General features: G+C 67.4%; 24 protein-coding genes and 1 pseudogene. 15 read left to right on the top strand and 10 right to left on the bottom strand.

From position 1 onward, the window contains the following. The first annotated feature begins 1 nt into the window (after window position 1). The 5 genes from ACV7NQ_RS30160 to ACV7NQ_RS30140 are packed head-to-tail and all read left to right on the top strand — an operon-like array spanning window position 2 to window position 4,609. Window positions 2–220, top strand: a complete 219-nt coding sequence (locus tag ACV7NQ_RS30160; protein WP_463362686.1) for a hypothetical protein — start codon at window positions 2–4, stop codon at window positions 218–220. Further along, the gene (locus ACV7NQ_RS30155) at window positions 217–744 is read left to right on the top strand and encodes a hypothetical protein (RefSeq protein WP_463362685.1); all 528 of its coding nucleotides are present in this window, start codon (window positions 217–219) and stop codon (window positions 742–744) included. Before ACV7NQ_RS30160 ends, ACV7NQ_RS30155 begins: the two co-directional genes overlap by 4 nt. Beyond that, complete coding sequence (locus ACV7NQ_RS30150; protein ID WP_463362684.1) at window positions 741–2,573, top strand: V-type ATP synthase subunit A; 1,833 nt, start codon at window positions 741–743, stop codon at window positions 2,571–2,573. Before ACV7NQ_RS30155 ends, ACV7NQ_RS30150 begins: the two co-directional genes overlap by 4 nt. Further along, on the top strand, window positions 2,570–3,976 hold the full coding sequence (locus tag ACV7NQ_RS30145) for a V-type ATP synthase subunit B (RefSeq protein WP_463362683.1): 1,407 nt from the start codon (window positions 2,570–2,572) through the stop codon (window positions 3,974–3,976). The genes ACV7NQ_RS30150 and ACV7NQ_RS30145 overlap by 4 nt, the downstream gene beginning before the upstream one ends. A gap of 3 nt (window positions 3,977–3,979) precedes the next feature. Continuing rightward, window positions 3,980–4,609 (top strand): V-type ATP synthase subunit D, encoded by a 630-nt coding sequence (locus ACV7NQ_RS30140; RefSeq protein ID WP_463362682.1) that lies wholly within the window; start codon window positions 3,980–3,982, stop codon window positions 4,607–4,609. Here ACV7NQ_RS30140 and ACV7NQ_RS30135 read toward each other — a convergent pair. The 9 genes and pseudogenes from ACV7NQ_RS30135 to ACV7NQ_RS30095 form a co-directional block, all read right to left on the bottom strand. Beyond that, entirely contained in the window at window positions 4,560–5,003 is a 444-nt protein-coding gene (locus tag ACV7NQ_RS30135; protein WP_463362681.1) for a VOC family protein, read from the bottom strand. The genes ACV7NQ_RS30140 and ACV7NQ_RS30135 overlap by 50 nt on opposite strands. Before the next feature lie 245 nt (window positions 5,004–5,248). Next, window positions 5,249–6,337, bottom strand: a complete 1,089-nt coding sequence (locus ACV7NQ_RS30130) for a 1-phosphofructokinase family hexose kinase (RefSeq protein ID WP_463362680.1) — start codon at window positions 6,335–6,337, stop codon at window positions 5,249–5,251. Between the two features lie 285 nt (window positions 6,338–6,622). Then, complete coding sequence (locus ACV7NQ_RS30125; RefSeq protein ID WP_463362679.1) at window positions 6,623–7,525, bottom strand: universal stress protein; 903 nt, start codon at window positions 7,523–7,525, stop codon at window positions 6,623–6,625. Window positions 7,526–7,591: 66 nt separating this feature from the next. After that, complete coding sequence (locus tag ACV7NQ_RS30120; protein WP_463362678.1) at window positions 7,592–7,867, bottom strand: nitroreductase family protein; 276 nt, start codon at window positions 7,865–7,867, stop codon at window positions 7,592–7,594. Continuing rightward, window positions 7,861–8,553, bottom strand: coding sequence for a hypothetical protein (locus tag ACV7NQ_RS30115; RefSeq protein ID WP_463362677.1), 693 nt, complete (start codon window positions 8,551–8,553; stop codon window positions 7,861–7,863). The genes ACV7NQ_RS30120 and ACV7NQ_RS30115 overlap by 7 nt, the downstream gene beginning before the upstream one ends. 307 nt (window positions 8,554–8,860) lie before the next feature. After that, a complete protein-coding gene (locus ACV7NQ_RS30110; RefSeq protein WP_463362676.1) occupies window positions 8,861–9,763 on the bottom strand; it encodes a universal stress protein in 903 nt (300 codons plus the stop codon). Window positions 9,764–9,785: 22 nt separating this feature from the next. Further along, window positions 9,786–10,082, bottom strand: a complete 297-nt coding sequence (locus ACV7NQ_RS30105) for a hypothetical protein (RefSeq protein WP_463362675.1) — start codon at window positions 10,080–10,082, stop codon at window positions 9,786–9,788. Next, window positions 10,079–10,681 carry an Rv1733c family protein gene (locus ACV7NQ_RS30100; protein ID WP_463362674.1) on the bottom strand — a complete coding sequence of 201 codons (603 nt, stop codon included), beginning with the start codon at window positions 10,679–10,681 and terminating at the stop codon, window positions 10,079–10,081. Before ACV7NQ_RS30100 ends, ACV7NQ_RS30105 begins: the two co-directional genes overlap by 4 nt. 78 nt (window positions 10,682–10,759) lie before the next feature. Next, window positions 10,760–11,358, bottom strand: a pseudogene (locus ACV7NQ_RS30095) (STAS domain-containing protein); the annotation flags it as partial. 101 nt (window positions 11,359–11,459) lie between these two features. On the opposite strand from ACV7NQ_RS30095, the gene ACV7NQ_RS30090 reads away from it, so the two are divergent. The 10 genes from ACV7NQ_RS30090 (at window position 11,460) to ACV7NQ_RS30045 (ending at window position 20,169) form a co-directional block, all read left to right on the top strand. Then, on the top strand, window positions 11,460–11,771 hold the full coding sequence (locus tag ACV7NQ_RS30090) for a hypothetical protein (protein WP_463362673.1): 312 nt from the start codon (window positions 11,460–11,462) through the stop codon (window positions 11,769–11,771). Window positions 11,772–11,904: 133 nt separating this feature from the next. Then, complete coding sequence (locus tag ACV7NQ_RS30085; protein WP_463362672.1) at window positions 11,905–12,432, top strand: flavodoxin family protein; 528 nt, start codon at window positions 11,905–11,907, stop codon at window positions 12,430–12,432. Window positions 12,433–12,437: 5 nt separating this feature from the next. Next, complete coding sequence (locus ACV7NQ_RS30080) at window positions 12,438–13,310, top strand: DUF302 domain-containing protein (RefSeq protein ID WP_463362671.1); 873 nt, start codon at window positions 12,438–12,440, stop codon at window positions 13,308–13,310. A gap of 378 nt (window positions 13,311–13,688) precedes the next feature. Then, on the top strand, window positions 13,689–14,450 hold the full coding sequence (locus ACV7NQ_RS30075) for an SDR family NAD(P)-dependent oxidoreductase (RefSeq protein ID WP_463362670.1): 762 nt from the start codon (window positions 13,689–13,691) through the stop codon (window positions 14,448–14,450). Then, window positions 14,447–16,006 (top strand): bifunctional aminoglycoside phosphotransferase/ATP-binding protein, encoded by a 1,560-nt coding sequence (locus tag ACV7NQ_RS30070; protein ID WP_463362669.1) that lies wholly within the window; start codon window positions 14,447–14,449, stop codon window positions 16,004–16,006. Before ACV7NQ_RS30075 ends, ACV7NQ_RS30070 begins: the two co-directional genes overlap by 4 nt. A gap of 31 nt (window positions 16,007–16,037) precedes the next feature. Next, a complete protein-coding gene (locus ACV7NQ_RS30065; RefSeq protein WP_463362668.1) occupies window positions 16,038–16,685 on the top strand; it encodes a response regulator in 648 nt (215 codons plus the stop codon). Between the two features lie 75 nt (window positions 16,686–16,760). Beyond that, window positions 16,761–18,506: a GAF domain-containing sensor histidine kinase gene (locus ACV7NQ_RS30060; protein ID WP_463362667.1), complete on the top strand. Its 1,746-nt coding sequence runs from the start codon at window positions 16,761–16,763 to the stop codon at window positions 18,504–18,506. A 102-nt stretch (window positions 18,507–18,608) separates the two neighbouring features. Next, window positions 18,609–18,752, top strand: coding sequence for a hypothetical protein (locus ACV7NQ_RS30055; protein WP_463362666.1), 144 nt, complete (start codon window positions 18,609–18,611; stop codon window positions 18,750–18,752). A gap of 7 nt (window positions 18,753–18,759) precedes the next feature. Next, window positions 18,760–18,936 (top strand): hypothetical protein, encoded by a 177-nt coding sequence (locus ACV7NQ_RS30050; RefSeq protein ID WP_463362665.1) that lies wholly within the window; start codon window positions 18,760–18,762, stop codon window positions 18,934–18,936. A gap of 600 nt (window positions 18,937–19,536) precedes the next feature. Then, window positions 19,537–20,169 (top strand): CBS domain-containing protein, encoded by a 633-nt coding sequence (locus tag ACV7NQ_RS30045; RefSeq protein WP_463362664.1) that lies wholly within the window; start codon window positions 19,537–19,539, stop codon window positions 20,167–20,169. A gap of 372 nt (window positions 20,170–20,541) precedes the next feature. Here the strand turns inward: ACV7NQ_RS30045 and otsB are convergent, their stop codons facing one another. Continuing rightward, the gene (otsB, locus tag ACV7NQ_RS30040) at window positions 20,542–24,603 is read right to left on the bottom strand and encodes a trehalose-phosphatase (protein ID WP_463362663.1); all 4,062 of its coding nucleotides are present in this window, start codon (window positions 24,601–24,603) and stop codon (window positions 20,542–20,544) included. Window positions 24,604–24,622: the final 19 nt, after the last annotated feature.

Genomic DNA, 24,622 nt, shown 5'->3' with positions numbered 1-24,622 from the left:
CATGGGGGCCGTCGCGGTCATCGGTGCATCCGCCCTGATCGAGGGATATGCCTTGGCCGGCGCCACCGTGCTCGTGGCCGAGGACGCGCCCGCCGCCCGCGCGGCGTGGAACTCGCTCACGACGCACACCACTCTGGTCATCCTCACCGCTGCCGCCGCGGCATCCCTTGGCGAAGAACTCGATTCAGGTGCCCGGATGACAGCGGTGATGCCGTCATGACCGCGCTGGACATCGACCGGGCCCGCACCGCGCTGGCACCGCTGACCTCCGAGCTGTTGCGGAGCGCCGCAGCGCAGGCCGACCGCACGGTCGCCACCGCCCAGGCGGAAATCCGGACGACACTGGAACGAGCCGAGGCCGAAGCATGCGATGTTGCGGCCCGCGCCCGCACGGCCGGCGAAGCGCATGCGCAGGCCGAACTTGCCGCCGACCGGGCCCGCCTCCGGCAGACACGCCGCGGCCAGATCCTCGCCGTGCAACATGACGCCTACCAGCAACTACGAACCGCCGCGATCGCCGCCGTCCAACGCCTGCGAGACGATCCCGACTATCCCGAGCTGCGCGACAGATTGCGAAGTGCGGCCACCGATCTGCTCGGCCCGGAGGCGACGATCACCGAGGATTCCGCCGGGGGGATCCTCGCGGTGGCCGGGGATCGCCTGCTCGATCTCCGGCTGGCCACGATCGCGGTTCGAGCCATGCAGCGATGCGAGCCGGAAATCGAAAAGCTATGGGCCCCATGATCGAGCGCAGCGCAGGCGCGGCGCCCTCGGACCGGACGGCACCGAGTACCGGCACGGTGCCGTCGCACGCCGACAGCGCCGATGGGGCGAGCCGCGTGGACACGGTCGCGGTCGTGCGCGTGTCCGGGCCACTCGTCGAGGTCGAGAGCTTCGACGGGGCGGCAATGAACGATCTGGTCGCCCTCGGTGCGCAGGCAACACCGGGTGAAGTGGTCGCGATCCGCGACGACACGCTCACCGTCCAGGCCTACGAGTACACCGGTGGCCTCGCACCCGGAGACCCGGCAGTTCCGCTGCGCACGCCGCTGTCCGCGCCGCTGGGACCGGGTCTGCTCGGCAACGTCTACGACGGACTGCTGCGACCGATGGCGAACGCGGCGACCTGGCTGACTTCCGGCGCCTACCGACCGTCTGCCGCGCGCCGATGGCGATTCCGTCCGGTCATCGCGGTCGGCGCCGAGGTCGATGCGGGAACGGTGCTGGGCGTGATCACTGATGCCGGTCCGGTCGAGCACCGGGTCCTCGTGCCGCCAACGGCCGGTGGCCGCGTCGACATGATTGTCGCCGAAGGCGACTACCCGAGCGACGCCGTCGTGGCCACGGTCGCCGCCGCACCGGTGGTCCTGACGGCGAACTGGCCGGTTCGGGTGGCGCGCCCCTACGCCCACCGCCGCGGCGGCATCGAACCACTGCAAACCGGTCAACGGGTGCTCGACCTGCTGTTCCCGGTGGCCAAGGGAGGCACGGCCGGGGTGCCCGGCGGGTTCGGTACCGGCAAGACCGTGCTGTTGCAACAGCTCGCGAAGTGGTGTGCCGCGGACGTGATCGTCTACGTCGGCTGCGGCGAGCGCGGCAACGAGATGGCCGAGATCGTCGCGGAGCTGTCCACCCTGCCCGACCCGCGCACCGGCGGACGACTCACCGACCGCGCCGTGATCATCGCCAATACCTCGAACATGCCGATGATGGCCCGGGAAGCCAGCATCTACACCGGCGTCACCGTCGCCGAGTACTTCCGCGACATGGGTTACGACGCGGTGGTCATCGCGGACTCGACGTCCAGATGGGCGGAAGCGTTGCGGGAGTTCGCCTCCCGAACCGGGGCACTCCCGGCCGAGGAGGGCTATCCCGCCAACCTGGCCTCGGCGCTGGCGGCGTTCTACGAGCGCGCCGGATCGGTCACCACGCTCGGCGGCCTGCCCGGATCGGTCACGGTGATCGGGGCGGTGTCGCCGCCGGGCGGAGACCTTTCCGAACCGGTCACAGCCCACACCGAACGATTCGTCCGGTGCCGGTGGACGTTGGATCGCGACCTCGCCTATGCCCGACACTATCCCGCGGTCTCCTGGTCCGGATCGTTCTCCCGAGATGCCGATGCACTGGGGGCGGCGCAGGCGGCAGGCGGCGACTCCGGATGGCTCGAGCGCCGCGCCCGCGTCGTCGGATTGCTCGCCGAGTCCGACCGGCTCGCGGCGCTGGTGGAACTAATCGGTATCGAGGCACTGCCCGGATACCAGCGGATCATCATGCTCGGCGGTCAACTCTTGCGCGAAGCTGTGCTGCAACAAAGCGCACTGTCGGACACCGATGCCTACTGCTCATCGGAAAAGACCACGGCACTGGTGGACTCGGTGCTCACGGTGCTCGACCGGTGTCAGGAACTGGTCGCCGCCGGGGTCACCGCGCAGCAGATTGAAGAACGAGACTTCGGCCCGCTGATCCGGGCGCGCGAGGCAGCTGGGCCAGACGATACCGGCGCTGCTCGATGCTGCCAGGACAAGATCCTCGCCGGGCTCGACGAATTGGCACGCCCCGCAGGTGCGACATGACCAGCAGGATCGGCAGGAGCTGGATCGACTACACCCATATCCGCGAACTGCGTGGACCGCTGATGGTGGTGGCCGGTGTAGCGGGAGTCGGCTGGGACGAATTCGTGGTGATCACCCTGGCCGACAGCACCGTGCGACACGGGTTGGTGCTCGAGGTGGATCGCGACTTGGCGGTCATCCAGGTGCTGGAGGGAACTGCAGGCATGACCGCGACATCGGTGCACGGTGCAGCCCGCACCCGGGTCGAGTTCACCGGGCAGCCATTGCGGATCCCGATCGGCGAGGGCTGGTTGGGCCGAACCTGCAACGGCCGTGGCGAACCTGTCGACGGTGGCCCCCCGGTCGCCGGGACACGGCGTACGCCGGTCTTCGGCACCCCGCTCAACCCGATCCGCCGCGACCCGCCCGCCGACCCGGTGCTCACCGGCGTCTCGGTCATCGACGCGCTCACCACTCTGGTGCGTGGACAGAAACTCCCAGTATTCTCGGTGCCGGGCCTGCCCCATCTCGAGCTGGCGTGCCAGATCGCGGCACAAGCCACAGCGGGCGGGGACCCGTTCTGTGTCGTGTTCGCAGGTGTGGGACTCACCTACGCCGACGCCGCGTACGCGCGGGCTGTGCTCGACGACCGGAGCGCAGCAGGCGAATTGGTGCTGCTGCTCAACATGGCCGACGACCCGGTGATCGAGCGGCTGGTGACACCGCCACTGGCGTTGACGATCGCTGAGCATCTCGCTTTCGACGGCGGACGGCACGTGCTGGTCGTGCTGACGGACATGACCAGTTACGCGGAGGCGTTGCGCGAAGTGTCGGCCGCGCGTGGCGAGATCCCGGCTCGCCGAGCATATCCCGGGTATCTCTACAGCGACCTGGCGTCGATATACGAACGCTGCGGACGGATCAAAGGACTGCCTGGATCGGTCACGATCGTGCCCGTGCTGACCATGCCCGGCGGCGATATCACCCATCCGGTGCCCGACCTCACCGGCTACATCACCGAGGGCCAGATCATCCTCTCCGCCGAAATGCACGCGCGCGGAACGTATCCGCCGGTCGACGCGCTGTCCTCGCTGTCGCGGCTGATGCGCCGGGGAGCCGGGCCGGGCCGGACGCGCGACGACCATCTAACGGTGGCCGCGCAACTGCTGGCCGCCCTCGCCAAGGCCAGACAGGTACGGGAACTCGCCGAGCTGATCGGCACCGACACCCTGAGCCGCACGGAACGTGCCTATCTGGACCTCGACGACGCGTTCGCGCGTGAACTCGTGCAGCAGCGCAGCGACGAAACGCGTGACCTCGATTCGACCCTCGACCGGGTATGGCGCGTGCTGCGCCGACTCCCGCGCAGTGCCTTGACGATGCTTCCCGAGGAGATGCTCGACGTTCAGGAAGCGAAGGAGTAGCCGATGCGTGTGCCCCCGGGGCGGGCTGGACGACAGTGGTTGCGCGGTCGGCTCGAGATTGCCGAGCACGGGCTGTCGCTGCTGGAGACGAAGCTGAGCATGCTGGAACAGGAACGCAACCGCCTGGCCCTGCTCGCCGCTGCGACCCGCACCGACTGGGAAGCTGCCTGCCTGCGCGCACGGGTCTGGCAGTTACGGGCAGCGTTGCTCGGTGGGCAACGCTCGATCCGGATGGCCGCCGCCGGCCGCCCGGCCGGGGTCACCATGCACTGGGCGACGACCGCCGGTGTCCGCTACCCTATCGACGCCGAATGCCAACTGCCACAAGACTGCACCGATGCCATCGCGGGCAGCGCCGCGATCGTGCATGCCCGGACCGCGCACCGTGCCGCGATCGCCGTCGCCGCGCGGCACGCCGCCGTAGCCGCCGCGGTCCGCGCCGTCGAAGGTGAGTGCACGGCCACCCGAATCCGCGCCCAGGGCCTGCGCCGCCGCCATATCCCCAGCCTGCGAGGGGAACTGGCGCGGGTCGAACTCGCACTCGAAGAACAAGAACGCGCCGAGGGCATCCGCCTCCGACGAGCTATTGCGGCCGCGACCAACTCCGCACCGGTTCGGCGTCTTCGCCGCTGAGCCCCTCATTGGTGCGCAACTGGAGTCGCACACCGTCGGGCCCCGCGATGGTCAATGCCCAGCCCAGATGTGCCCGATGCACACTGCTGTGCTCGATATCCAGCGCGCTGAGACGGTCGGCCCAGTCCAGCAGCGCGGTGTGATCCGCGACCGTTAAACCGAACTCGCTCGACGCCGCGGGCTCGTGCCCGGACGACCGGCGCAGCAGCAGCCGAGCCCCACTCGGGTGTTGCAGCAACACGGCTGTCACCCCGTCTTCCCGCTCCTCGATGAGGACGCAGACGAACCCGAACACGGTCGCATACCAATCACCGACCACAGTGGGATCGCTGCTGGGCACAGCCAGGTGATGTATGCCCGTGATCGCCGGGGGTATCACGTGATTCTCGTCCATGCCGAGCAACCGCCCTTCGCTGCCAGTCCGGATGTCTTCTCGACGATGCGTTCCTCGGGCTGCGCCAAACGCCGAGGTGATCCATGCTATGCGGCGGCTTGTGCGCGGCTTCGACGACGGTGACGCGGGATCGTCGCGCACAGCCTCGATTCAGGTCCGCAACGAGCATCCCGCCGCATCGGCCGTGCTGCTCGTCATCCCGGCCCCCTCTTTCCCGCGAGCTTGATTCATCACCGGTGCCTTCCTCACGAGAGCCCGCGTCGTGCATCCCGCGCCCGGCGGCCTACTCGTGGCGGGAAGACGCCAGGCTGGTGCGGGTCACCGAGCCAGTCGTCGGGGGCGAGCTCTCCCTTCTCGGGTTGGCCGTCGATGTTCCGTGGCTCATAGTCAGATGCCCGATGGTCGGCGCTCGGGCTGATGGACCGGTAAAGTTCGGCGATGCGCTCGGGGCGGCCTGGCCTGGTTCCGGGAGTAACCAGGGCCGCGCTGGCGGCGGCGATGCCGAGGCGGACCGCGTCGTCGAGGGCGAGACCGCGATCGAGGCCGACCGTGATGCCGGCGACCATCGCGTCGCCCGCACCGATGCCACTGCGCACCGGAACGTCGATCGCGTCGAACCACTCCTGCGTGTCCCTGGTCACCGCGAGCGCACCCTCGGCACCCAGCGACAGCACCACGATCTCGCTCACACCCGAGGTCACCAACTGCCGGGCCGCAGCGGCTTGCTCGGCGCGGCCGGGTAGCGGGCGGCCGACGCACTCGGCGAGCTCCCGCACACTCGGCTTGAGCACATGGACACCGTTGCGTATATGCCGTAAGGCGGTGCCCGAGGCATCGAGCACCAGTCGGACCCCGAGACCGCCGACAAGGTCTGCGAGCTCCTGGTAGAAGTCCGCGGGCAAGCCGGGCGGCAGACTGCCGCTTGCCACCAGGTACCGCCCGCCGCGTACGAACTGGTCTACTGCGGCCAGGCAGCGGTGCTGTTCGGGCGCGGTGAGCCGCGGCCCGGGAAAGACGAACCGGAACTGCTGTCCCGAGCCGATATCGGTGACCGAGAGGCTCTCCCTGGTCGGTTCGGCCACCGCGACCGGATGCGTCGGCACACCAGCGTCACGCACCAGTTGTTCGAGCAGCACGCCTGAGGGGCCGCCCGACGGAAACACTGCCATCGCCGCACTGCCGAGCGCCGCGATGGTGCGGGCGACATTGATGCCACCGCCACCAGGATCGAATCGCGGTGATTCGCAGCGCATCTTGTCGGTCGGCACGACGCGGTCGGTGCGCGTCGCCATGTCGATTGCTGGATTCATCGTGAGTGTGACGATCGGAGTCACCAGTCACCTCCTCGAGTGGGCTCGTGAAATCATGTGGCCCCGATAGCGAGCCGGCCCGGCCTGGCGGCCCGGGCGGGCTCCAGGTCTTGCGTCACTCGGCCGACTTGACCTCCACCTGCTCGGCGACTGTCTCGGGTTTCTTCAGCGGAACGCTGCTCGCCGTTGGGCCCCAGGTAACCCAAGACAACTCCGGCGGGGACATGCAACGTCACATCAACGAGGGCGGGCTGGTCGCCGTAGTACTTGGTCGGCCCGTTCATCCGAATCATCGGCAGTACCTCCGGTTCAGCGACCGTGCACGACGGTGATCGGGCACTCCACCGAATGCAGCAGCGCCGTACTCGTCGAACCGAGCAGCATGCCCGCAAATCCGCCCCGACCGTGGCTGCCCACCACCACCAATTGGGCGTTCTCGGATTCCTCTAACAGGGAGCGAACAGGCTTGTCGTACACTAGAACCCGGCGAACCGAGACATCGGGATACCGCTCCGCCCAGCCGGCCAGGCTTTCGGCGAACAGTGCGTCCTCCGAATCCCGTATCCCATCCCAGCCGACCGAAGGTAGAGCCAGTCCGCTGGTGTCGCTCCAGGCGTGCAGGGCGATGAGACTCACCTTGCGCCGGGATGCCTCTTCGAAGGCTATCTCGATGGCCGCCGTGCTGTTGCGGCTGCCGTCGACACCGACGAGCACCGGCTTGCATGCCGACACCGAATCGGTCGCGGAGGTCGTGTGGACCACCGTGACCGGGCAGTGCGCGTGCCGCGAGACCGCGGTACCGACCGAGCCGAGCAGGGCGCGGCGGATGGCTCCGAGCCCCCGGCCGCCGACGACCAGCATCCGTGCCTGCTTCGACCGCTCGATCAGCGCGGGGATGATCGGATGGTCTAGCAGTTCGGCGGAGATACCGAGTGCCTCACCGGGCGCCGCGGCCCGCGCCACCCGGGTGGCCTCGCCGAGCACCCGCTCGGCGTCGGTGCGCAAACAGTCCAGATCGTCTTGCGTCAGAGTCACACTCGGCCCGTATCCGACCGGGATCGCGTACGAGGTCACGATTTGCAGGCGGCACCGATGCAGTGCGGCGTCGACCGCCGCCCACGCCGCCGCGTGATAGGAAACGGCTGAACCGTCGACGGCGACGACGATCGGCGCATTGATCGGCGCCGCGTGCGATGGGGTGGTGTCGGACATCATGATTCCTTTTGTCTCCGATGTCAGGGGCGGACGTCGGGCCGGGTGGAGGGCGGCGCCGACCGGTTACAGCGGGTGCAAGACATCGGCCAGCGGGCGTCGTGGGGTTTGCGGCTCCTGCGCGGCGCTCGTGGCCGCCCATCCCAGCCGGACGATGAGCTGCGGATACCCGCTGTCGTCCAGGACGTCGGTGCGGATGAGATCCCGGGTCTCGTGGATCTCGAGCGGCTCGGTGAGCGGGCAGGTGGCCAGGCCGAGGGTTGTGGCGGCCAGCAGTACCGCACTTGTGGCCTCACCGGCGCGCAGCCGGGAGAGCGGGTCGTCGGCTCTGGTGCTCAGCACGAGCAGCCCGACCCGCCCATCGATGTCGTGTACGACGGCCTCGGGCAGGCTGGGACTGGCGCAGGTCCGGATGGTCGGGTCATCGACGGTGACAACGGCATTACGTGCGGGCACCCCTGCGGCGCGGGGTGCCTACCACTGCACTGGGCAAGTTCGGTGGTGTACGCGAGGTCCTGCGCGTGCTGCCGGGCCGCCAGCTCGAAAGCGCGCAGCAGCCGGATCCTCGCGGGTCCGGAGCCTATCTCTCCCTCCGCGGCGGCTGCGGCGACCACGGTCGCGATGTGTCCGGGTGGAAGCTGCCATGAGGTGAACCTGCGCCGGTCGGTGCGTCGCCGGCGGATCGCTCGCGCCAAGTGCAGCGACTCACCGGTCGGTGTTGCGGCGGTGAACTCGACCGCAGCCAGATGGTCCACAACGGCCGGATCGGGGAAGCGGTGCACCATCGTTTCCCAGCCCGAGGCGTGGATCGCCACCCGGAAGTGATGCAGGACGGCACCACAACTGAGCATCAGATCGCGGCGGTCCGGGTCCGCGGACCTCAGATGGCGGCTGTCGTCGGCAAAGAGATGCACGGATCTGTCGCCGATGCGCCACTGCCAAGGCTGGGTGTTGTGTACCGACGGCGCCCGCACCGCGAGTGCGAGCGCGGCGCGGACGGTATCGCGGTCGGGGTGTCGAGTCGGCATCGGAAGTCCTAGGCGTCGTCGGGTGTGATTGCCACGCTCGCACTCGGGCGATTCCCCAGGAAGGGCCGAAAGACCCGACCATTGCGCCGACTGGCACTGCCAAGCGGGTCGGCGCCGAAGTCGGGCTGAAAGATGTCCAACACGCGCCCGACCTGCCCCGCTTGGGCACCGTGGTCCTGGGCAGCGCGGTGCACAATTGGATTGCCTGCCGCCGGGGCCTATATCCAGACTCACCCCGAAGAACTGGGGAAGTCCGAGGTCTTGGCGCGGGTGACGAGTTCTCGGTCACCCGCGCCGGGCGGTGCAGTCAACGCTTGCGGACGACGATCATCGGGACTTCCACCGAATGCAGCAGGGCGTTGCTGGTGGAACCGAGGACCATGCTGGCGAATCCGCCGCGGCCGTGGCTGCCGACGACGACCAGTTGGGCGTTCGCCGACTCATCGAGCAACGAGCGAACGGGCCTGTCGGCCACCATGATTCGGCGCACCGCAACGTCGGGGTAGCGGTCGCTGAAGCCCGCGAGGCTCTCTGCCAGGACTGCCTCCGCCGATTTCTGCGCAGCGTCCCAACCAGCGATGGGCAGGTCGAGGCTGCTGGTGTCACTCCAGGCGTGTAGGGCCACCAGACTCACCTTCCGGTGGGATGCCTCCTCGAACGCGAGTTCGACGGCAGGCACGCTGTTGTCAGTACCGTCGACACCGACGAGGACGGGTTGGCTTGCCGAGACGGTGTCGATCGCCGGGATCCCGTGGATGACCGCGACCGGGCAGTGTGCGTGGTGCGTGGTCGCGGTGCTGACCGAACCGAGCAGTCCGCGCTGGAACGCGCCGATTCCGCGGCTGCCTACCACCAGCATCCGCGCGTGCGCCGAGCGTTCGATCAAGGTGGGGATGACCAGCTCGAAAGTCACTTCGGTGGTGATGACCGGATCCTCGCCGGGCGCGGCCGTCCGCGCGACACGTGTGGCCTCGGTGAGAATTCGCTCCCCGTCCTTGCGCAGCCATTCCAGGTCTGCTTCGGCCAGCGACATGCCAGGCCCGAATCCGGTCTGGATCGCCATCGAGGTGAGAATGTGCAGTCTGCGGTGATGCAGCGCGGCTTCGACGGCCGCCCAGGCGACTGCCTGATACGAGCTGGCCGAGCCGTCGACGGCGGCGAGGATCGGTGGGTTGAGTTGTGTGGAGTGCGAAGAAGTTTCGCCTGCCATGGTCTTTCCTTTCGCGCCGAGGTCACTGCTGCGCTGGGAGGTGGGTAGCCGGTTTCGATTGCGCGACGCCGGAATCGGGGTGCAGTACCGAAAGGTGATGCAGGTACTCGGATTCGTCGACATCGCCATTGGCGAAATGCTCGGCCAGCAGGGCTTCCGGTGAGAGCCGCGTGGGTTCGCCTGGCGTCTTCTTGCCGGTGCGGTCGGGCCGGTTCACCGCGATGATCGCTATGGCGACCGCGATCAGTAGTGGGATGACGAACAACATGGTGAGGGCGATCATCCACCACTGTGGGCTGTCCTTGTACCAATACATCATTGCCTGTCCTCCCTGATCGGACGACTGATCTCTCGCCACTCTCGGTCCCATCGGGCGCTACGGCGGCGGTCCAACAGCCATCCCGTGCCCTCGACCACGCACCAGCCACAGAACCAGGTGCTGACGAGCACGACGACGGCCACGCCGATCCCGGTCATCGCGGCGGCATCCGGGCTGTGCGGTTCGGTGGTCGGCGCGCCGCCGGATCCGAGCCATACCGCGACCCGGTCGCCGGGCTGCGCGTCTGGGCGCACCGGCACGGTGGCGGTCCCGGATCGGCCGTTCTCGTTCCACTGCACGCGTGCCTCGAAACGGTGGGCTGTCGTTTGCGTCGGCTCGTCTGTGATCACCGCGCCGACAACGGATTTCGTCGCGTCGTCGCGCTGGATCCGGGCAGCGCTGTCGGTGTAGGCCGCCGTCCCGAGCGCACCTGCGACGGGTACCGCGATCAGCACCGCTGCCACCGCGACGATCCGCAGCGCGGCTTCGAGGCGATCCGATAGCCGCATCAGCGGATTCGGATTCCAAGGTTGCGTCGACCACAGGCGGATCAGCCGGGTCCACCACCCATGGATCGGAATGGTTGCGCTCTCGGACATCGCCGGTCACCCCTTTCGACGGCATTGCCATCGACATCGAGCATCTCGCTTGGCCCGGGGCGCGGGCAGAGAAGAAGGTCACCCGCTGGGTGGGCCGAGTGGCCCCGGATTTCGGTCTGCCTGATAGGCCGCGACCGCGGTCGGCAGCGTCGGATAGAGGTGTTGCTCACCTATCCTGGCGGTCAGCCTGGAGGCGTCCACATCGTCGCGCCGGTGTTGCTCGACCCGCGCTATGGCGAAGACGATGCCCCGGGTTGCCAGGTCCGAACCGAAGCTGTTCGACCACGTCGACGGCGGTGATGTCAACCTCCACATTGGCCTCGGCGTTGAGCACGAACCAGCGCACCGGCACCCCACCGTGCTCGGTCCACGACTCGACCGCCGCCAGCGCGCTGCGCCGGAAGTCCTCGGCGTTGGCAAAGCACAAGGGTGCGTCGTAGCGGTAGATCACCAGTCCCGGAAAAGGTTTCGCGGCCGGATAGTCGTCCGCGTCGTGCCGGCCAGCGAGCCCTGCGACGAATCCGAGAATCGCGTCGCGGGCGCGCGCGATCCGGCGCAGCAGGTCCAAGATCGACAGTACGATCGCGACCAGGACCCCATAGGCACGCCCCAGCGCACCGCCGCGACCGTGCCGAGCGCCAGAGGACCAGCTCGCTGCGCCGGAATCGCGCTGCACGGTAGGGCGAGACAGCCAAAAGTCACCAATCGCGACTTCCGGCCCGGCTACCGAGGCCATCAGGCCCTCCCGCGTGCGTCGCGACGAGGGGACAGTCGAGTCATGGTGCTCACAACACATATGCAGGGAATCGGCGCACGACAGGCCGTGCTGTGGCTGGTGTCGGGCGTGGCGGCGACGTGGGCCCTCGCCGGGGCATTCGGCCTTGTTACCGGCGGGATCGAGTTCGGCAGCACGATCGAGGGCCGACTCCCGCTCCACAGTCCAATTTTCGCCGGTCTAATGCTCGCACTGATCGTCGCGGCGCCGATGACGGCGACGGCGGTGCTTGCCGTGCACGACGACGACCGGACGCCGACCGTGGCTATCGCCGCCTGTTGCTCGTCGGCTGGATCGCCGTGCAACTGCCGGTGATCCGCACGTTCAGCTGGCTGCAGCCGATATGCGCGCTGCTCGGACTCGCCGTGCTCGTCTTGGGCATAGCACTCCGTCGCCGGAACACACCCCACCGGAAGCTATAACCGATATCCCGCAGAGAGAGACCGCTATGCGTGCACGAATTGTCTACGAATCAATGTTCGGCAACACCGCCGCCGTCGCCGAAGCCATCGCGGAGGGGCTCGGCGAACACTTCGAGGTGGAATCTGTGAACGTGGCCTGTGCCGCGGAGCTGTCCGAGCGGGCGGTCGACCTGCTCGTGGTCGGCGGCCCGACCCACGCATTGGGACTCAGCAGACCGCGAACGCGACGCGACGCCGCCGTGCGGACCGAGGCACCGGTGGCGACCGAGGTGGGTATCCGGGAATGGCTCGCTGGGGCGAGCACACCGGCGCCGAGTGCCAGGGCCGCGGCATTCGGCACCCGCGCTGCCCACCCATCCTGGATGCCGGGATCGGCCGCCCGTGGCGCAGGGAAGCGCCTGCGCCGCTTGGGATATCAGCTCCCCACCGATCCAGCGGACTTCCTGGTCGACGGCATCCTCGGACCCGTCACCGAGGGCGAACTCGAGCGCGCCCGAGCCTGGGCCGAGCGACTGGCCCGCGCCGAAATCGAACGCAAATCACACCGGGTCTGAACGACATGCGATACCCGGTCACGGTCGTCGAATCGACCCCGCACACCGTGCTCGAATTGCGGCGCTACGTGCGCGCCGACCATGCCGGCGACGATATCGGCGCCGGCATGCAGGCCCTCTACGAACTGGCCGCCCGGATCGGACTCGCACCGTGCGGGCCGCCGTCGACGACCTACCGCGGCACGTTCGGTCCGGGGACCTCGACCGAGGTCGACTTCGGTCTGCCGGTCGACCCCGAGCCGCTCGGCAGCGCTGCCGAGATCACGGTGCGCCGGACCGAGCCCGAACTGTTCGCACACACCACCCATCACGGCGACTACCACCGAATCGGTGAGGCGTACCGGGCGCTGGACGACTGGCTCCGCTGCTCCACATTTCAGCCGGTGGGCCCGCCGACCGAGGTGTATCTGGTCGCGCCGAACGAAGCGGTACAGGCACATGATCTGGTCACTGAGATTCGTATCCCCGTCGCTGCCGCCCAACTCGTTGCGCGGGTGCCCGCGCCGTTCGCCGTCACCGTCTCCTTGGTTCGGCAGGCGCTGGCCGAGCAGGGTTTCGGCGTCCTGACCGAGATCGACATGCGCGCGACAATGCGAGCGAAGCTCGGCGTGGCGATGGAAGACTACGTAATCCTCGGTGCCTGCAACCCGCATCTCGCGCACCAGGCGCTGGAGATCGACCGACAGGTCGGGCTGCTGCTCCCCTGCAATGTAGCGGTGCGCGCGGACGGCGACGCCACCATCGTCGAGGCCGTGGATCCGGATCTACTGATGCGGCAGACAGGGCGACCCGCGTTGCATTCGATCGCACAGGAAGCACGCGCAGGCTTGGCCAGCGCTCTCGACGCCGTCGTAAAGCGCTCGTCCGGATCGGATTAGAGTCCCGGGTGAAACCCGGGACTCTCCGAACCTGATCGGCCCGGGCTCATCCATGGTCATCTCACCCCGGGCCCATCCATCGCCGCCCGGACCTGATCCAGGACCCAGGCGCTTTCCCCGACGCTGGGTGCCAGCCGAGCTCACGGCATGAACCTTCGCACGTATCAACGCCACACGTATCAACTCATGGCCACCACTAGCGGCCGACAGCCCATGTCGGCACATCCAGCGACCGAATACAGCGGCGATTCGCGCGACACAGCCCAGCGCAGAGAACGAACCGGAAGCCCCGGGGATCAAGGACCTTCGGCCATCACTTCGCACCGTGCCGGTGCGGAAGTCTGAAGGTACCCATCACAACGAAAGGATTTCGTCACCATGTCCGATCTCCATGGCCGAAGCGCCATCGTCACCGGCGGCGCCCACGGCATCGGTGCGGCCATCGCACGCGCGCTCGTCAAGTCCGGGCTCGGCGTTGTCGTGGCCGACATCCTCGAGCACGAAGGCGAAGCCACCGCCTCGGCACTCGAGAATGCGGTATTCCGCTGCCTCGATGTCACCGACAGCGACCAGTGGCGGCTGGTGCTCGGCGACGCCGAAGAAAACTTCGGGCCCTTGGAGGTCCTGGTCAATAATGCGGGCATTCGCGACTTCGGCAGCCTCGAGCGCGAGTCGCCCGCAATGTTCCGGCACGTCGTCGACGTCAACCTGTTCGGCGCCTGGCTCGGCATGCATCTGGCCGCGCCGCGGCTGCGCGCCGCCGGGAATGGTGTGATCGTCAACATCTCCTCGACCGCAGGGCTGATCGGCTACTCCGGGATCGCGGGATATGTCGCCAGCAAGTGGGGTCTGCGCGGGCTGACCAAGGCCGCTGCGATCGAGCTCGGCACGGCAGGCGTGCGGGTCTGCTCGGTGCTCCCCGGCCCGATCGACACGCCGATGACAGCTGGTCTCGACGCGAGCATCGCAGCGGGGCAGCCACTTCCACGCTTCGGCGAGCCGGAGGAGGTCGCCGCGATGGTCGGATTCATCGTGACCGAGGCGACCTTCTCGACCGGGTCGGAGTTCGTCATCGACGGCGGCGCCATCGCCGGTATGGCGCTGATCGGACCCTCCACGACGACACGGACGTGCTCATGACCGAATTCGGATCGCCCGCCCAGCTGCGGGAAACCCACACCGGGATCGTCATGCTGTGTGGGGACCGCGCGTACAAGGTGAAGAAGCCAATCACCACCGACTTCCTCGACTTCAGCACACCGCAACTGCGCGAGCGAGCCTGCGCGCGCGAACTCGAGCTCAATCGCCGCATGACACCGGATGTGTACCTCGGCGTCGACCACATGAGCGACCCCACCGGCGGCCCCAGTGAACCGGTGCTCGTCATGCGCCGGATGCCGGAGAACCGCAGGCTGTCCAACGTCCTGGCCGACCCGACAGTGAGCGGGTCGGAACTGTCGGCGCTGGTCCAAGTGCTGGCCCTGTTTCACCACACGGCCCGCCGCGGCCCCGGCATCGATCAGGCCGGGACCCCGCAAGCGCTGCGCGGCCGGTGGCAGGCACTGCTGGCCAGTCTCCGGGAACAGCCGGCCGACCTCGTCGACCCGCAGCAACTCGCGCAGATCGAGGATAGGGCAATGCGCTACATCGACGGCCGGAAACCGTTGTTGGCGAAGAGGATCAGGGAACGCCGCATCGTCGACGGCCACGGTGACCTGCTCGCCGAAGACATCTTCGATCTCGCCGACGGCTTCCGGGTGCTGGATTGCCTGGACTTCGACGACCAGCTGCGCTACGTCGACTGCCTCGACGACATCGCATTTCTAGCGATGGATCTCGAATTCCTCGGCCACCACGATCTGGGCGATCGCCTGCTGGACGACTACCTGCAGGCCACCGCAGACCCGGCGCCCGCGTCGCTGCGCGACCACTACGTCGCCTACCGCGCCCTCGTCCGCGCAAAGGTCGACGTCATCCGCTTCGGACAAGGCGAGACAGCGGCACGAGAGCACGCACACCGGCACCTGGAGATCGCAGAACACCATCTGGAACGGGCCTCGGTGCTCCTCACACTGGTCGGCGGCCTGCCGGGAACCGGGAAATCGACTGTCGCCGCGCACCTTTCGGCGGCCAACGGTGCAGTCGTGCTCTCCAGCGACCACATACGCAAGGAAATGGCCGCTACCGGAGAGGTGACCGGTCAGATCGGCAGCTATGGCGTCGGAAGGTACTCGCCAACGGGCAAGGCCCGCGTCTACGCAGAGATGCTTGCCAGGGCCGGTTCGCTGCTCGAGTCCGGGATGTCGGTGATTCTCGACGCGAGCTGGACCGACGCGACCGAACGGCGCCGTGCCGCCGTACTCGCCGCCGACGCAGGCGCCGACCTGGTGCAACTGCAATGCGTCTGTCCCCGAACGCTGGCGGACCGCCGGATCCGGCAGCGCTTGGCCTGCGAGTCCGACGCGTCACCCGACATCGCCGACGCCATGTCCGCATCGGAATCGCCCTGGCTCGACGCGATCCTCCTCGACACCAGTCGGCCCCTCGACGACACCGTGGCCGAGGCCTACCGAGCCTGGCGATCACCGGAGAATGGACACACCAACCCTCGCGGCGGGCCGAGCCAGACGCGTCAAGGGACACTCGTCACCCAAGCAGGGTCCAACTCCGGCGCGCCCAGCCCGATCGCTCCGTAGGCTGAGGTAATTCCATGAGTGAGGTGCACCCATGATCAAGGTATTCTTGGTCGACGACCACGAAATCGTGCGGCGCGGTGTCGGCGACCTCATCGGCCTCGAACCCGACCTCCACGTCGTGGGCGAAGCGGGCAGTGTCTCCCACGCCCTCGCCCGGATCCCCGCGCTGGCGCCCGACGTCGTGGTCTTGGACGTGCGACTACCCGACGGCAACGGCATCGAGTTGTGCCGCGAACTGCTCTCAGCGAACCCCGACCTGCGCTGCCTGATCCTCACCTCGTTCACCGACGAGCAGGCCATGCTCAACGCCATCCTCGCCGGGGCCAGCGGCTACGTCATCAAGGACATCAAAAGCCTCGAGCTGATCGACGCGATCCGCGACGTCGGCACCGGCAAATCCCTGCTCGACAACCGTGCCGCCGCCGCCCTGATGGCCAAACTCCGCGCCGAAGCCGACACCAAGACCGGGCCGCTGGCCACTTTGACCGAGCAGGAACGAAAATTGCTAGCGCTGCTCGGTGAAGGGCTGACCAACCGGCAGATCGCCGCCCGAATGTTCCTGGCCGAGAAGACGGTGAAAAACTATGTCTCGCGACTGTTGACCAAGCTCGGAGTCGAGCGGCGCACACAGGCCGCCGTGATGGCCTCCAAGCTCAACTCACCAGAGACGCAGGAGTGAGACAAACCTCCAGTCGACCCCGCGTAGTTACCGCCTCGGCCTGGGATAACGGTCTGATCGTGAGAGAATGTCGACATGGCAAGCCAGTCGTCCGTGGCAGGCTCGAGCGGTCAAACACCGGTGACCGAAACGCTGTCTCAGTTGAGACTGCGTGAGCTGCTCATCGAAGTCCAGGACCGCATCGCGCAGATCGTCGATGTGCGTGACCGGATGGACCGGCTCATCGAGGCCATGCTGGTGATCACCGCCGGGCTGGACCTCGACAACACTCTCCGCACCATCGTGCACGCCGCCATCGAACTGGTCGACGCCGAGTACGGTGCACTCGGCGTCCGCGAAACCGACAAGACAAGCAACCAGCTCGCCGAGTTCGTTTATGAAGGCATCGACGACCGGACCCGCGTCATGATCGGCGACCTGCCCCGCGGCCACGGCGTACTCGGCCTGCTGATCGAACAACCGAAACCCATTCGACTGGCCAACCTCTCCGACCACACCTCCTCAGTCGGCTTCCCCGACCACCACCCGCCGATGCACACCTTCCTCGGCGTTCCGGTCAAGGTCCGTGACGAAGTGTTCGGCAACCTCTACCTGACCGAGAAGGCAGGCGGCCAGGAGTTCACCGAAGACGACGAGGTCGTGGTGCAGGCATTGGCGGCGGCCGCGGGTATCGCCATCGAGAACGCGCGGCTCTACCAGCAGTCCCGGCAGCGGCAGCAATGGCTGGAAGCAACCCGAGACGTGGCCACCGAGCTGCTCGCAAGCGGGGAACCGAACGAGGTACTACATCTGGTTGCCGAACGGGCTTTGACGCTCACCGAGTCGGCATGCACGTTCCTCGCCCTGCCCGAGGACCCAGACGTCCCGCACGACGAGGTGACCGAGTTGGTGGTGGTTGTGGCCGCGGGGACCGGTGCCGAGACGCTCACCGGCCAACGAATACCCGTGGACGAATCCCATTCCGGTGAGGCGTTTCGCTCCGGGCGCGCTGTCGCGGTCGACGAGCTGTCCCACAATCCGCCCTTCGACTCCGCTGCCGAGTTCGGTCCGGCGCTGATCCTGCCGTTGCGGGCAGGGAAGGCCGTCATCGGCGTGCTCACCACCCTGCGGCCCGCCGACACGCCGCCCCTGGATACCGCGGCGCAGTCGATGATGGCGGCCATCGCCGGCCAGGCGGCGCTGGCGCTGCAACTGGCCGATACACAGCGGCGGATGCGGGAACTCGACGTGCTGTCCGACCGTGACCGCATCGCCCGCGGTCTACACGATCACGTCATCCAGCGACTGTTCGCGGTGGGCCTGTCACTGCAGGGCACGATGCAGCGCGCGAGAGCACCGGAAGTAAGGTCCCGGCTCACCGAGACCATCGACGATGTGCAGGCGATCGTGCAGGATATTCGCGATTCGATCTTCGATCTGCAAAGCAACACCACGGCAGATTCCTCCAAGTACCGAAAACACCTGCACGGCATCGTGGTCGACATGACCGCCGACAGCGGATTGCGCACAACCGTACGGCTGGCCGGACCGGTGGCGGTGCTGGCGCCACCACTGTCCGATGATGTCGAAGCGGTGCTGCGGGAGGCGGTGAGCAACGTGGTACGACACGCGTCCGCCACCACGGTGTCGATCGAACTGAAGGTGCGTGACGACGTCACCATCGAGGTGACCGATAACGGTATCGGGGTTCCCGACGACATCGCGCGGTGTAGTGGCTTGGCCAATCTGGCGGCGCGAGCCGAGCAGGCAGGCGGCAGCTTCAGCATCGAGAACAATCCAGCCGAAGGCACCGTACTGCGCTGGTCTGCGCCCTTGCCCTAGGGCCTCGACTCGCTTGCCGGGACGAGGCAGAGGACGAAGGGCCTCGGTAAAAGGGTCTTCGTGATCGGTCGCCGTCGGCCGGGACCCAGCAGACTTACCGGTATGGATACCGCCCAGCATGTCGGCCCCCGGGCCCGCGAGATCGAGCGCAGGCTGCTCAGCGTGGGATGCGATACCTGTTGGTCGCCGCGGGATTCGTCCGCGTTCAGCGTCGAGTTCCCCGATCTGAAGTGCGCCGACGCCTAGTCGTCGCGTGGACGGTTTGGAAGACGTCGCGATCAACGCGGACACCGCCGCGATCCCGGACCTCGCGACCCTGACCGAATGTCTCGGCACGGGTTTCGCCACCGTGCTCCGCCTCGGCGGCGAGCGCGCACCGGAAGCCCGTGCCGACGTGCCGGCCGAAGCATCGCCATCCACACCGATGTGACGGTGTCCCCCGAGTGATCAGACCGGACGGCCCTCGACCGCTGTGGCGACCTCCGGCGGGATGGCAACGGTGCGGTCACTGCGCCCTGTCGGACCGCCGAATGATCCCACCGCCGCACACCACCGTTGCCCAACGGATGATCCCCAAGGGGCTTTCGCCACTATCTGCGACGGGAACCGTGGAGTGAGATGGCAGAAAGGAGGCTGGTTATGACACACAACGTCACTGAGCGGATTGGGCGCGGCGATCCTCGGTGGCGCACTCAACGCCGTCCGCTGGCACCGCCACACCTGCGGCTTCGCCCCTTCACCCGACAACTGCGGTGCGAGCGGCCGGTCCGGCTGTTCGGTATCGGTCCGCTCGACCCCTCGCTCGATCAGCCCGATACCGAGAGGATTGCCGAAGCCAATGCGGTTCCCAAGGCCGACCGGTTCGAACCGGACGTGCGCAGCTTCCCGACTTCCGCAATGGCCACGAATTCCGCCGACGACTACCGCGATCCCGAGCACATCCGTGCTTGGTTGACCGGCATCGCCACTCGGCTCACCCATCAGGTTCGCCGACCACTCGGCACCTGGCTCTTTCCTGGAGGTGAATCCCGTGTATGCCCGCGACATTTTCAGCCGACCGGTTGTCACGGTCCGACCCGACACGCCGCTACCGGAGGCTATTTCGCTGCTGACCGAAGGCGGATTCGGTGCACTACCGGTCGTCGACGAAAAGGACCACGTGATCGGCATACTGTCCGAAGCCGATGCGCTGGCCGCCCGCGTCGCCCGCCAGACCGCGAACGTAGAGACAGCGATGACGGTCCCGGCCGAGGTGGTCGCGCCCGGTACGGCCGTCTCCACCATCGCCTCCCGGATGATTACCGGAAACCTGCGGTCCATGCCGGTGGTCGAGGCGGGCGTGCTCGTCGGCATCGTCGCTCGCCGCGACCTTCTGCGCGCCCTCGTCCGCGACACGGCAGCTGCGGCGGCCGACGTCCGCGCCCTGCTCGACAACTACGCCGGCAGCAGACGGCAATGGTCGGTCGAGGTGGCCGAGGGCCGGGCAATCATTCGGGGCCGCTTCGCCGACACGGACGAGCAGCGCACCGTCTCGGAGCTCGTGCTCACCGTCAACGGCATCGACGACGTCGAGATCGCGGCCGACCCGGCACCCTCGACGCGACCGCCGACGATGCCGCTGACGGAATGGCTGCAGCAGCGGGCCGACGAATCGATCGTGTAGCCGAAGCCACCACGTTGGTATCCGGCGCACTCGATCGAGTTGCCGGCCACAAACCATCCCGCCGGCTCAGCACGTTCGGGCGAATCGATCAAGTACAGCGTGTCTCCGGCTCGCATGAGGAACTCCGCCGTATCGCCGCCGCGACCCGGGGGCGGAGCCGCACACGAACGGCGTCTTCGCACCCAGCGCCCGTAAGGCAAGGCGACCACCAGCTTTGGCTTGGTTGCGAACTCTGCATCCCGTCCATCCACGCCTCATCGGCCCCGCCCGTCGGCGTCCACCGTTCTTGCGCTCCAACCCGGATACGGAATCGCATCCCCCTGAGCCTGCTGCTGGGCAGCTCAGCGCAGCCCACCCGTGGCGGCGCCCAACCTACGATTCGATCGAAAATCTCCTGTGGCCGAGAGCAGCCGTCGACCGACCAGTGTCGAGATAGTCCGGGTCAGGAGAGAGAGCAGCGGGACTCGGGCGCGCGGGCAACCGCACCGTGCCGCCTGGCTCGAGTCGATAACGTTCATTGCGGCACTCGATCTCGACCGCCTGCGCGTGGTCCGGGTCGGAGGCGACTTCTACGATGTCTGCGTCGATATGGACAGTGAGCCGGTGACCGCGGTAGACGATCGGGAAACTCAGTGTTCCCAGGCTCTGCGGCCACTGTGGGTTGAGGATCAATCGACCGCCGCGAATCTCGAGGCCGGTGAAGCAGCGCTGCAACAGGTCGACGCTGCCTGCCATGGCAGCCAAGTGGATGCCTTCGGCCGTCGTGCCGCCCTGGATGTCTGCGATATCGGATTCCAGCACGGTAGCGAAGAAATCCATGGCACGGTCGCGGTTGGCGCGCGCCAGTACCCATGAATGCACGACAGCGCTGAGTGTCGAGCCGTGCGAGGTGCGAGCCCGGTAATAGTCGACGGTGCGGGGGATCATCTCGCCCGGCAGCTCATATCCCATCCGTCCCAGCAGTTCTCGCAGTTCGTCCGCGGACAGCAGGTAGAACAGCATAACCACGTCGGCTTGCTTGGCGACGCGGTAGCGGTTGACGTCGTCCCCCTCGGCGTCGAGGATGCGGTCCAGACGTCCGATATCGCCGTAACGGCGTCGATAGACGTCCCAATCGAGCTCGGCCAGTTCGTCATAACCGGCGAATTGGCTGATCACACCGTCGTGGAAAGGCACGAACATCCGGTCGGCGACCTCGGCCCAGTGCGCCGGCTCCGACGGCGGGATCTGTAGCGACTCCAGCAGTTCGGCCCGGACACGCGGCGCCAGTTGCTGCAACGCATCGTGGGCCCGGCGAATCACCCATGCTGACATGACATTGGTGTAGGCGTTGTCGTCGACTCCGTCGTCGGGTGCATGCGGATATCCGGAGTGGAACTCGTCGGGGCCGATCACGCCGCGAATGTGGTATCGGTCGTCGCCGCGATCGTAGGTGGCGCTGCTTGCGCAGCATCGCGCGATCTCCACCAGTAGTTCGGCACCGGATTCGGCGAGAAAGTAAGTATCACCGGTCACCTGGTAGTACTGCCAGACATTGAAGGCGACCGCGACACCGGCGTGGTGGGCGCGGCTACTCGGGTCCGGATTCCAGCGCCCGGAGCGCGGATTCAGGTGCAACTGCTGACTTTCCTCGCGGCCATCGCTGCCGGACTGCCACGGGAACAGCGCACCCAGGCGCCCGAGCGCGCGGGCACTACGCCGGGCCTCCGGCAGCCGACGGTAGCGGTAGCGCAGCAGTGACCGGGTCAGAGCCGGGAAGTGAATGTTCAGCACCGGCAGCACGAACAGTTCGTCCCAGAACACGTGGCCGCGATAGGCCTCGCCGTGCAAGCCGCGTGCTGGAACGCCGACGTCGAGGTCGATGGTGTGCGGAGACAAGGTCTGCACCAGGTGTAACAGGTGTAGCCGGACGGTGCGCGCGGCAGCGGCGCTGCCGTCGAGGTCGATACGCATGCGCGCCCAGAGGTGTTCCCAGGCAGCAGTGTGGCCGGCCAGCAGTTCGTCGAAACCACCGAGGTCGTCAAGTGTCCGCAGGGCCTGTTCGCCAGGTGCCGATACCGCATGATCGCGGCCAGTACAGATCGTGACGACCTTCTCGAGGGTAACCGTCTGCCCGAGATCCAGATCGATACCGAAATCGTGTCCGACCAGTCCGGCACTGTCGACGTTATGCGTTGTCGCGGACACGATTTCGCCGTCCATGCACAGAGCGCTCCGAGCGGCTGCGGCGATCTCGATGTGGGACTGGCTGGTCTCGACAACGGCCAGTACCGTGCGCGGAGATGGTCGCGTGAGAGCGACCGGTGCGAGGTGGTCGCTGGACAGGTCGCGGTAGCGCTCCACGAGCGTGTTACCCACGGCGGTGCCGACAGCGGAGCGGAGCGTTATCCGACCGTGCCAGTTCTCGGCGGTGATGGTGGTCTGCAACGCGCAGATGTGGGGGGCGTGCATGGCCGCGAAGCGCCGTTGCACGACCGCGGTGACGCGGCCGGCGTTGTCACGACATCGGAATTCCCGGGTGAGCACAGCGCGTCGCAGGTCGAGCTGCTGGCGGTAGAACTGCAGATTGGTGGCGTCGATGTCGAACCAGTCGCCGTCATCGATGCGCCATGTCACCGGCAGCCAGTTCGGCAGGTTGACCAGGCTCTCGTTGTCGACGGTATGTCCGGCGATCTCGTCACGCAGCCGGTTGTAGACGCCGGCGACATACGTCCCCGGGTAATGCACTGTCCCCGCTCGGCATTCGGGCGCGGCACCGCGGGTCGCGAGGTAGCCGTTGCCGACGGTGCACAGTGCTTCACGCAACTTTTCCGTTGGGGGGTCGTAGCCGTCGAAGTTCAGCGTCCAGGATTCGGAGGCGGTGGAGGTGACCTCGCAAGACAGGAACTCGGCGAGCCGGCGCAGCAGATCTCCGACCCGCGCAGGGCTGTCGACCGCATAGTGCGCGCCGGTAGGGCGATCACGGCTTTCGGTGTCGCGCACCACAATCGGGATGCCGTCGCCGGCGATCGCGTCGAACGCATCCTCGTCGGTGAGGTCGTCGCCGACGTAGATCGGTAGTGCCGGGATGCCGAGGCGGTCCAGTATCCAGTCCACGGCACGGCCTTTGTCCCAGTCGAGGTCGGGGCGCAGCTCGGTGACCTTGCGTCCGTTGCAGACGCGCAGGCCGGCGTCTCGGCCGACCTCGTGGGCGGCGGCGATCACCGCCGCGATCTGCTGTCCTGCGACGTTGCGATGGTGCACGGCGACGGCGAATCGCTTGTGTTCCACCAGGACTCCGGGGGTGTCGCGCAAGCGGTGGCCCAGTTCCCGGGCGGCACGGGTGATAGCGGGCTCGGCCGACAAACCGCAGTCGTGAACGTGCCGGCTCCCGTCGGGCGCGAGAAGTTCGAAGCCGTGGCCACCTGCATACCAGATTCCCGGAAGGTTTACGCGGCTTCGCAGATCGTCGAGATCGCGGCCGCTGATGATTGCGACGGGGCACTGTCGGACCAGTTTCGTGAGAGTCGCCTCCATGCCGTCGACGAGGGCTGCGGTAGCCGGGTCGGCGACGATGTCGGCGAGGGTTCCGTCGAAGTCCAGCAGCACCGCGCTCTTGCCGACGTCGAGCAGATCGTCGATTCGCAGCCAGTGCGTGAAGGCGTCGGGGATCTCGGACATCCTCCTGAAACCGGCGCATACCGCGACCTGCGCCACGTCGGTGACGATGGCATCCGCCCCGCAGGCCCGCAAGCGGTCGGCGTGGCCGACTCGGTCGACGCCGATGACGAGCCCGAAGCCACCACGACGACCGGCGGTTACACCGGCTTCCGCGTCCTCGACGACCACTGTGCGTTCAGGAGCACAGTCGAGTCGGCGTGTGGCCTCCAGCAACGTCGCGGGGTCGGGTTTTCCTGGGAGAGCGAAGCTCTCGGCGAGCAGACCGTCGACGCGAACCGGAAACAGGTCCTCGATACCGGCCGCGGTGAGCACCTGGGCGCAGTTGCGGCTGGCGGAGAAGACCGCGGTGCGGATGCCTGCCGCGCGTAGTCGGCGGACCAGAGCTACGGTCGAGGCGAAAGCGGGTACTCCGTCGCGGGAGATCCGCCGCAGGAACAGCTGGTCTTTGCGGTTGCCCAGACCGCACACGGTCGCCGCGTCCACCGGATCCGTCGGCATTCCCCGAGACAGCGCGATCCCACGAGAGGCCAGAAAGTCGGCGACTCCGTCGTAGCGCGGCTTACCATCGACAAACCGCTGGTAGTCGGACCGGGAGAACGGGGACAGGTCCGCCCCCACAGTCGGAGCCTGGGCGGTGAGGAAGGTGTCGAACAGCTCCCCCCACGCGTCCGCATGGATGGCGGCGCTGTCGGTGACCACGCCATCCATGTCGAAGACAACCGCATCGTAGCGGCGTGAATCGATCAGCGGGCCCGCCGTTTGCCTGACTTGCACCCTCCAAGCCTGTCTTGCT

The sequence above is a fragment of the Nocardia sp. Tas62D01 genome (assembly GCF_055232035.1).
The sequence above is the reverse complement of the archived record's forward strand: the minus strand, read 5'-3'. Positions and strand labels throughout refer to the sequence as shown.

Excerpts from the sequence above, each read along its gene's own strand:
- ACV7NQ_RS30160 (WP_463362686.1), top strand. The coding sequence starts at position 2 with ATGGGGGCCGTCGCGGTCATCGGTGCATCCGCCCTGATCGAGGGATAT.
- ACV7NQ_RS30065 (WP_463362668.1), top strand. The coding sequence starts at position 16,038 with ATGATCAAGGTATTCTTGGTCGACGACCACGAAATCGTGCGGCGCGGT.
- ACV7NQ_RS30060 (WP_463362667.1), top strand. The coding sequence starts at position 16,761 with ATGGCAAGCCAGTCGTCCGTGGCAGGCTCGAGCGGTCAAACACCGGTG.
- ACV7NQ_RS30150 (WP_463362684.1), top strand. The coding sequence starts at position 741 with ATGATCGAGCGCAGCGCAGGCGCGGCGCCCTCGGACCGGACGGCACCG.
- ACV7NQ_RS30100 (WP_463362674.1), bottom strand. The coding sequence starts at position 10,681 with ATGTCCGAGAGCGCAACCATTCCGATCCATGGGTGGTGGACCCGGCTG.
- ACV7NQ_RS30135 (WP_463362681.1), bottom strand. The coding sequence starts at position 5,003 with ATGGACGAGAATCACGTGATACCCCCGGCGATCACGGGCATACATCAC.
- ACV7NQ_RS30140 (WP_463362682.1), top strand. The coding sequence starts at position 3,980 with ATGCGTGTGCCCCCGGGGCGGGCTGGACGACAGTGGTTGCGCGGTCGG.
- ACV7NQ_RS30090 (WP_463362673.1), top strand. The coding sequence starts at position 11,460 with ATGGTGCTCACAACACATATGCAGGGAATCGGCGCACGACAGGCCGTG.
- ACV7NQ_RS30055 (WP_463362666.1), top strand. The coding sequence starts at position 18,609 with ATGGATACCGCCCAGCATGTCGGCCCCCGGGCCCGCGAGATCGAGCGC.
- ACV7NQ_RS30125 (WP_463362679.1), bottom strand. The coding sequence starts at position 7,525 with ATGTCCGACACCACCCCATCGCACGCGGCGCCGATCAATGCGCCGATC.
- ACV7NQ_RS30075 (WP_463362670.1), top strand. The coding sequence starts at position 13,689 with ATGTCCGATCTCCATGGCCGAAGCGCCATCGTCACCGGCGGCGCCCAC.
- ACV7NQ_RS30105 (WP_463362675.1), bottom strand. The coding sequence starts at position 10,082 with ATGATGTATTGGTACAAGGACAGCCCACAGTGGTGGATGATCGCCCTC.
- ACV7NQ_RS30145 (WP_463362683.1), top strand. The coding sequence starts at position 2,570 with ATGACCAGCAGGATCGGCAGGAGCTGGATCGACTACACCCATATCCGC.
- ACV7NQ_RS30085 (WP_463362672.1), top strand. The coding sequence starts at position 11,905 with ATGCGTGCACGAATTGTCTACGAATCAATGTTCGGCAACACCGCCGCC.
- ACV7NQ_RS30115 (WP_463362677.1), bottom strand. The coding sequence starts at position 8,553 with ATGCCGACTCGACACCCCGACCGCGATACCGTCCGCGCCGCGCTCGCA.
- ACV7NQ_RS30155 (WP_463362685.1), top strand. The coding sequence starts at position 217 with ATGACCGCGCTGGACATCGACCGGGCCCGCACCGCGCTGGCACCGCTG.
- ACV7NQ_RS30110 (WP_463362676.1), bottom strand. The coding sequence starts at position 9,763 with ATGGCAGGCGAAACTTCTTCGCACTCCACACAACTCAACCCACCGATC.
- ACV7NQ_RS30080 (WP_463362671.1), top strand. The coding sequence starts at position 12,438 with ATGCGATACCCGGTCACGGTCGTCGAATCGACCCCGCACACCGTGCTC.
- ACV7NQ_RS30070 (WP_463362669.1), top strand. The coding sequence starts at position 14,447 with ATGACCGAATTCGGATCGCCCGCCCAGCTGCGGGAAACCCACACCGGG.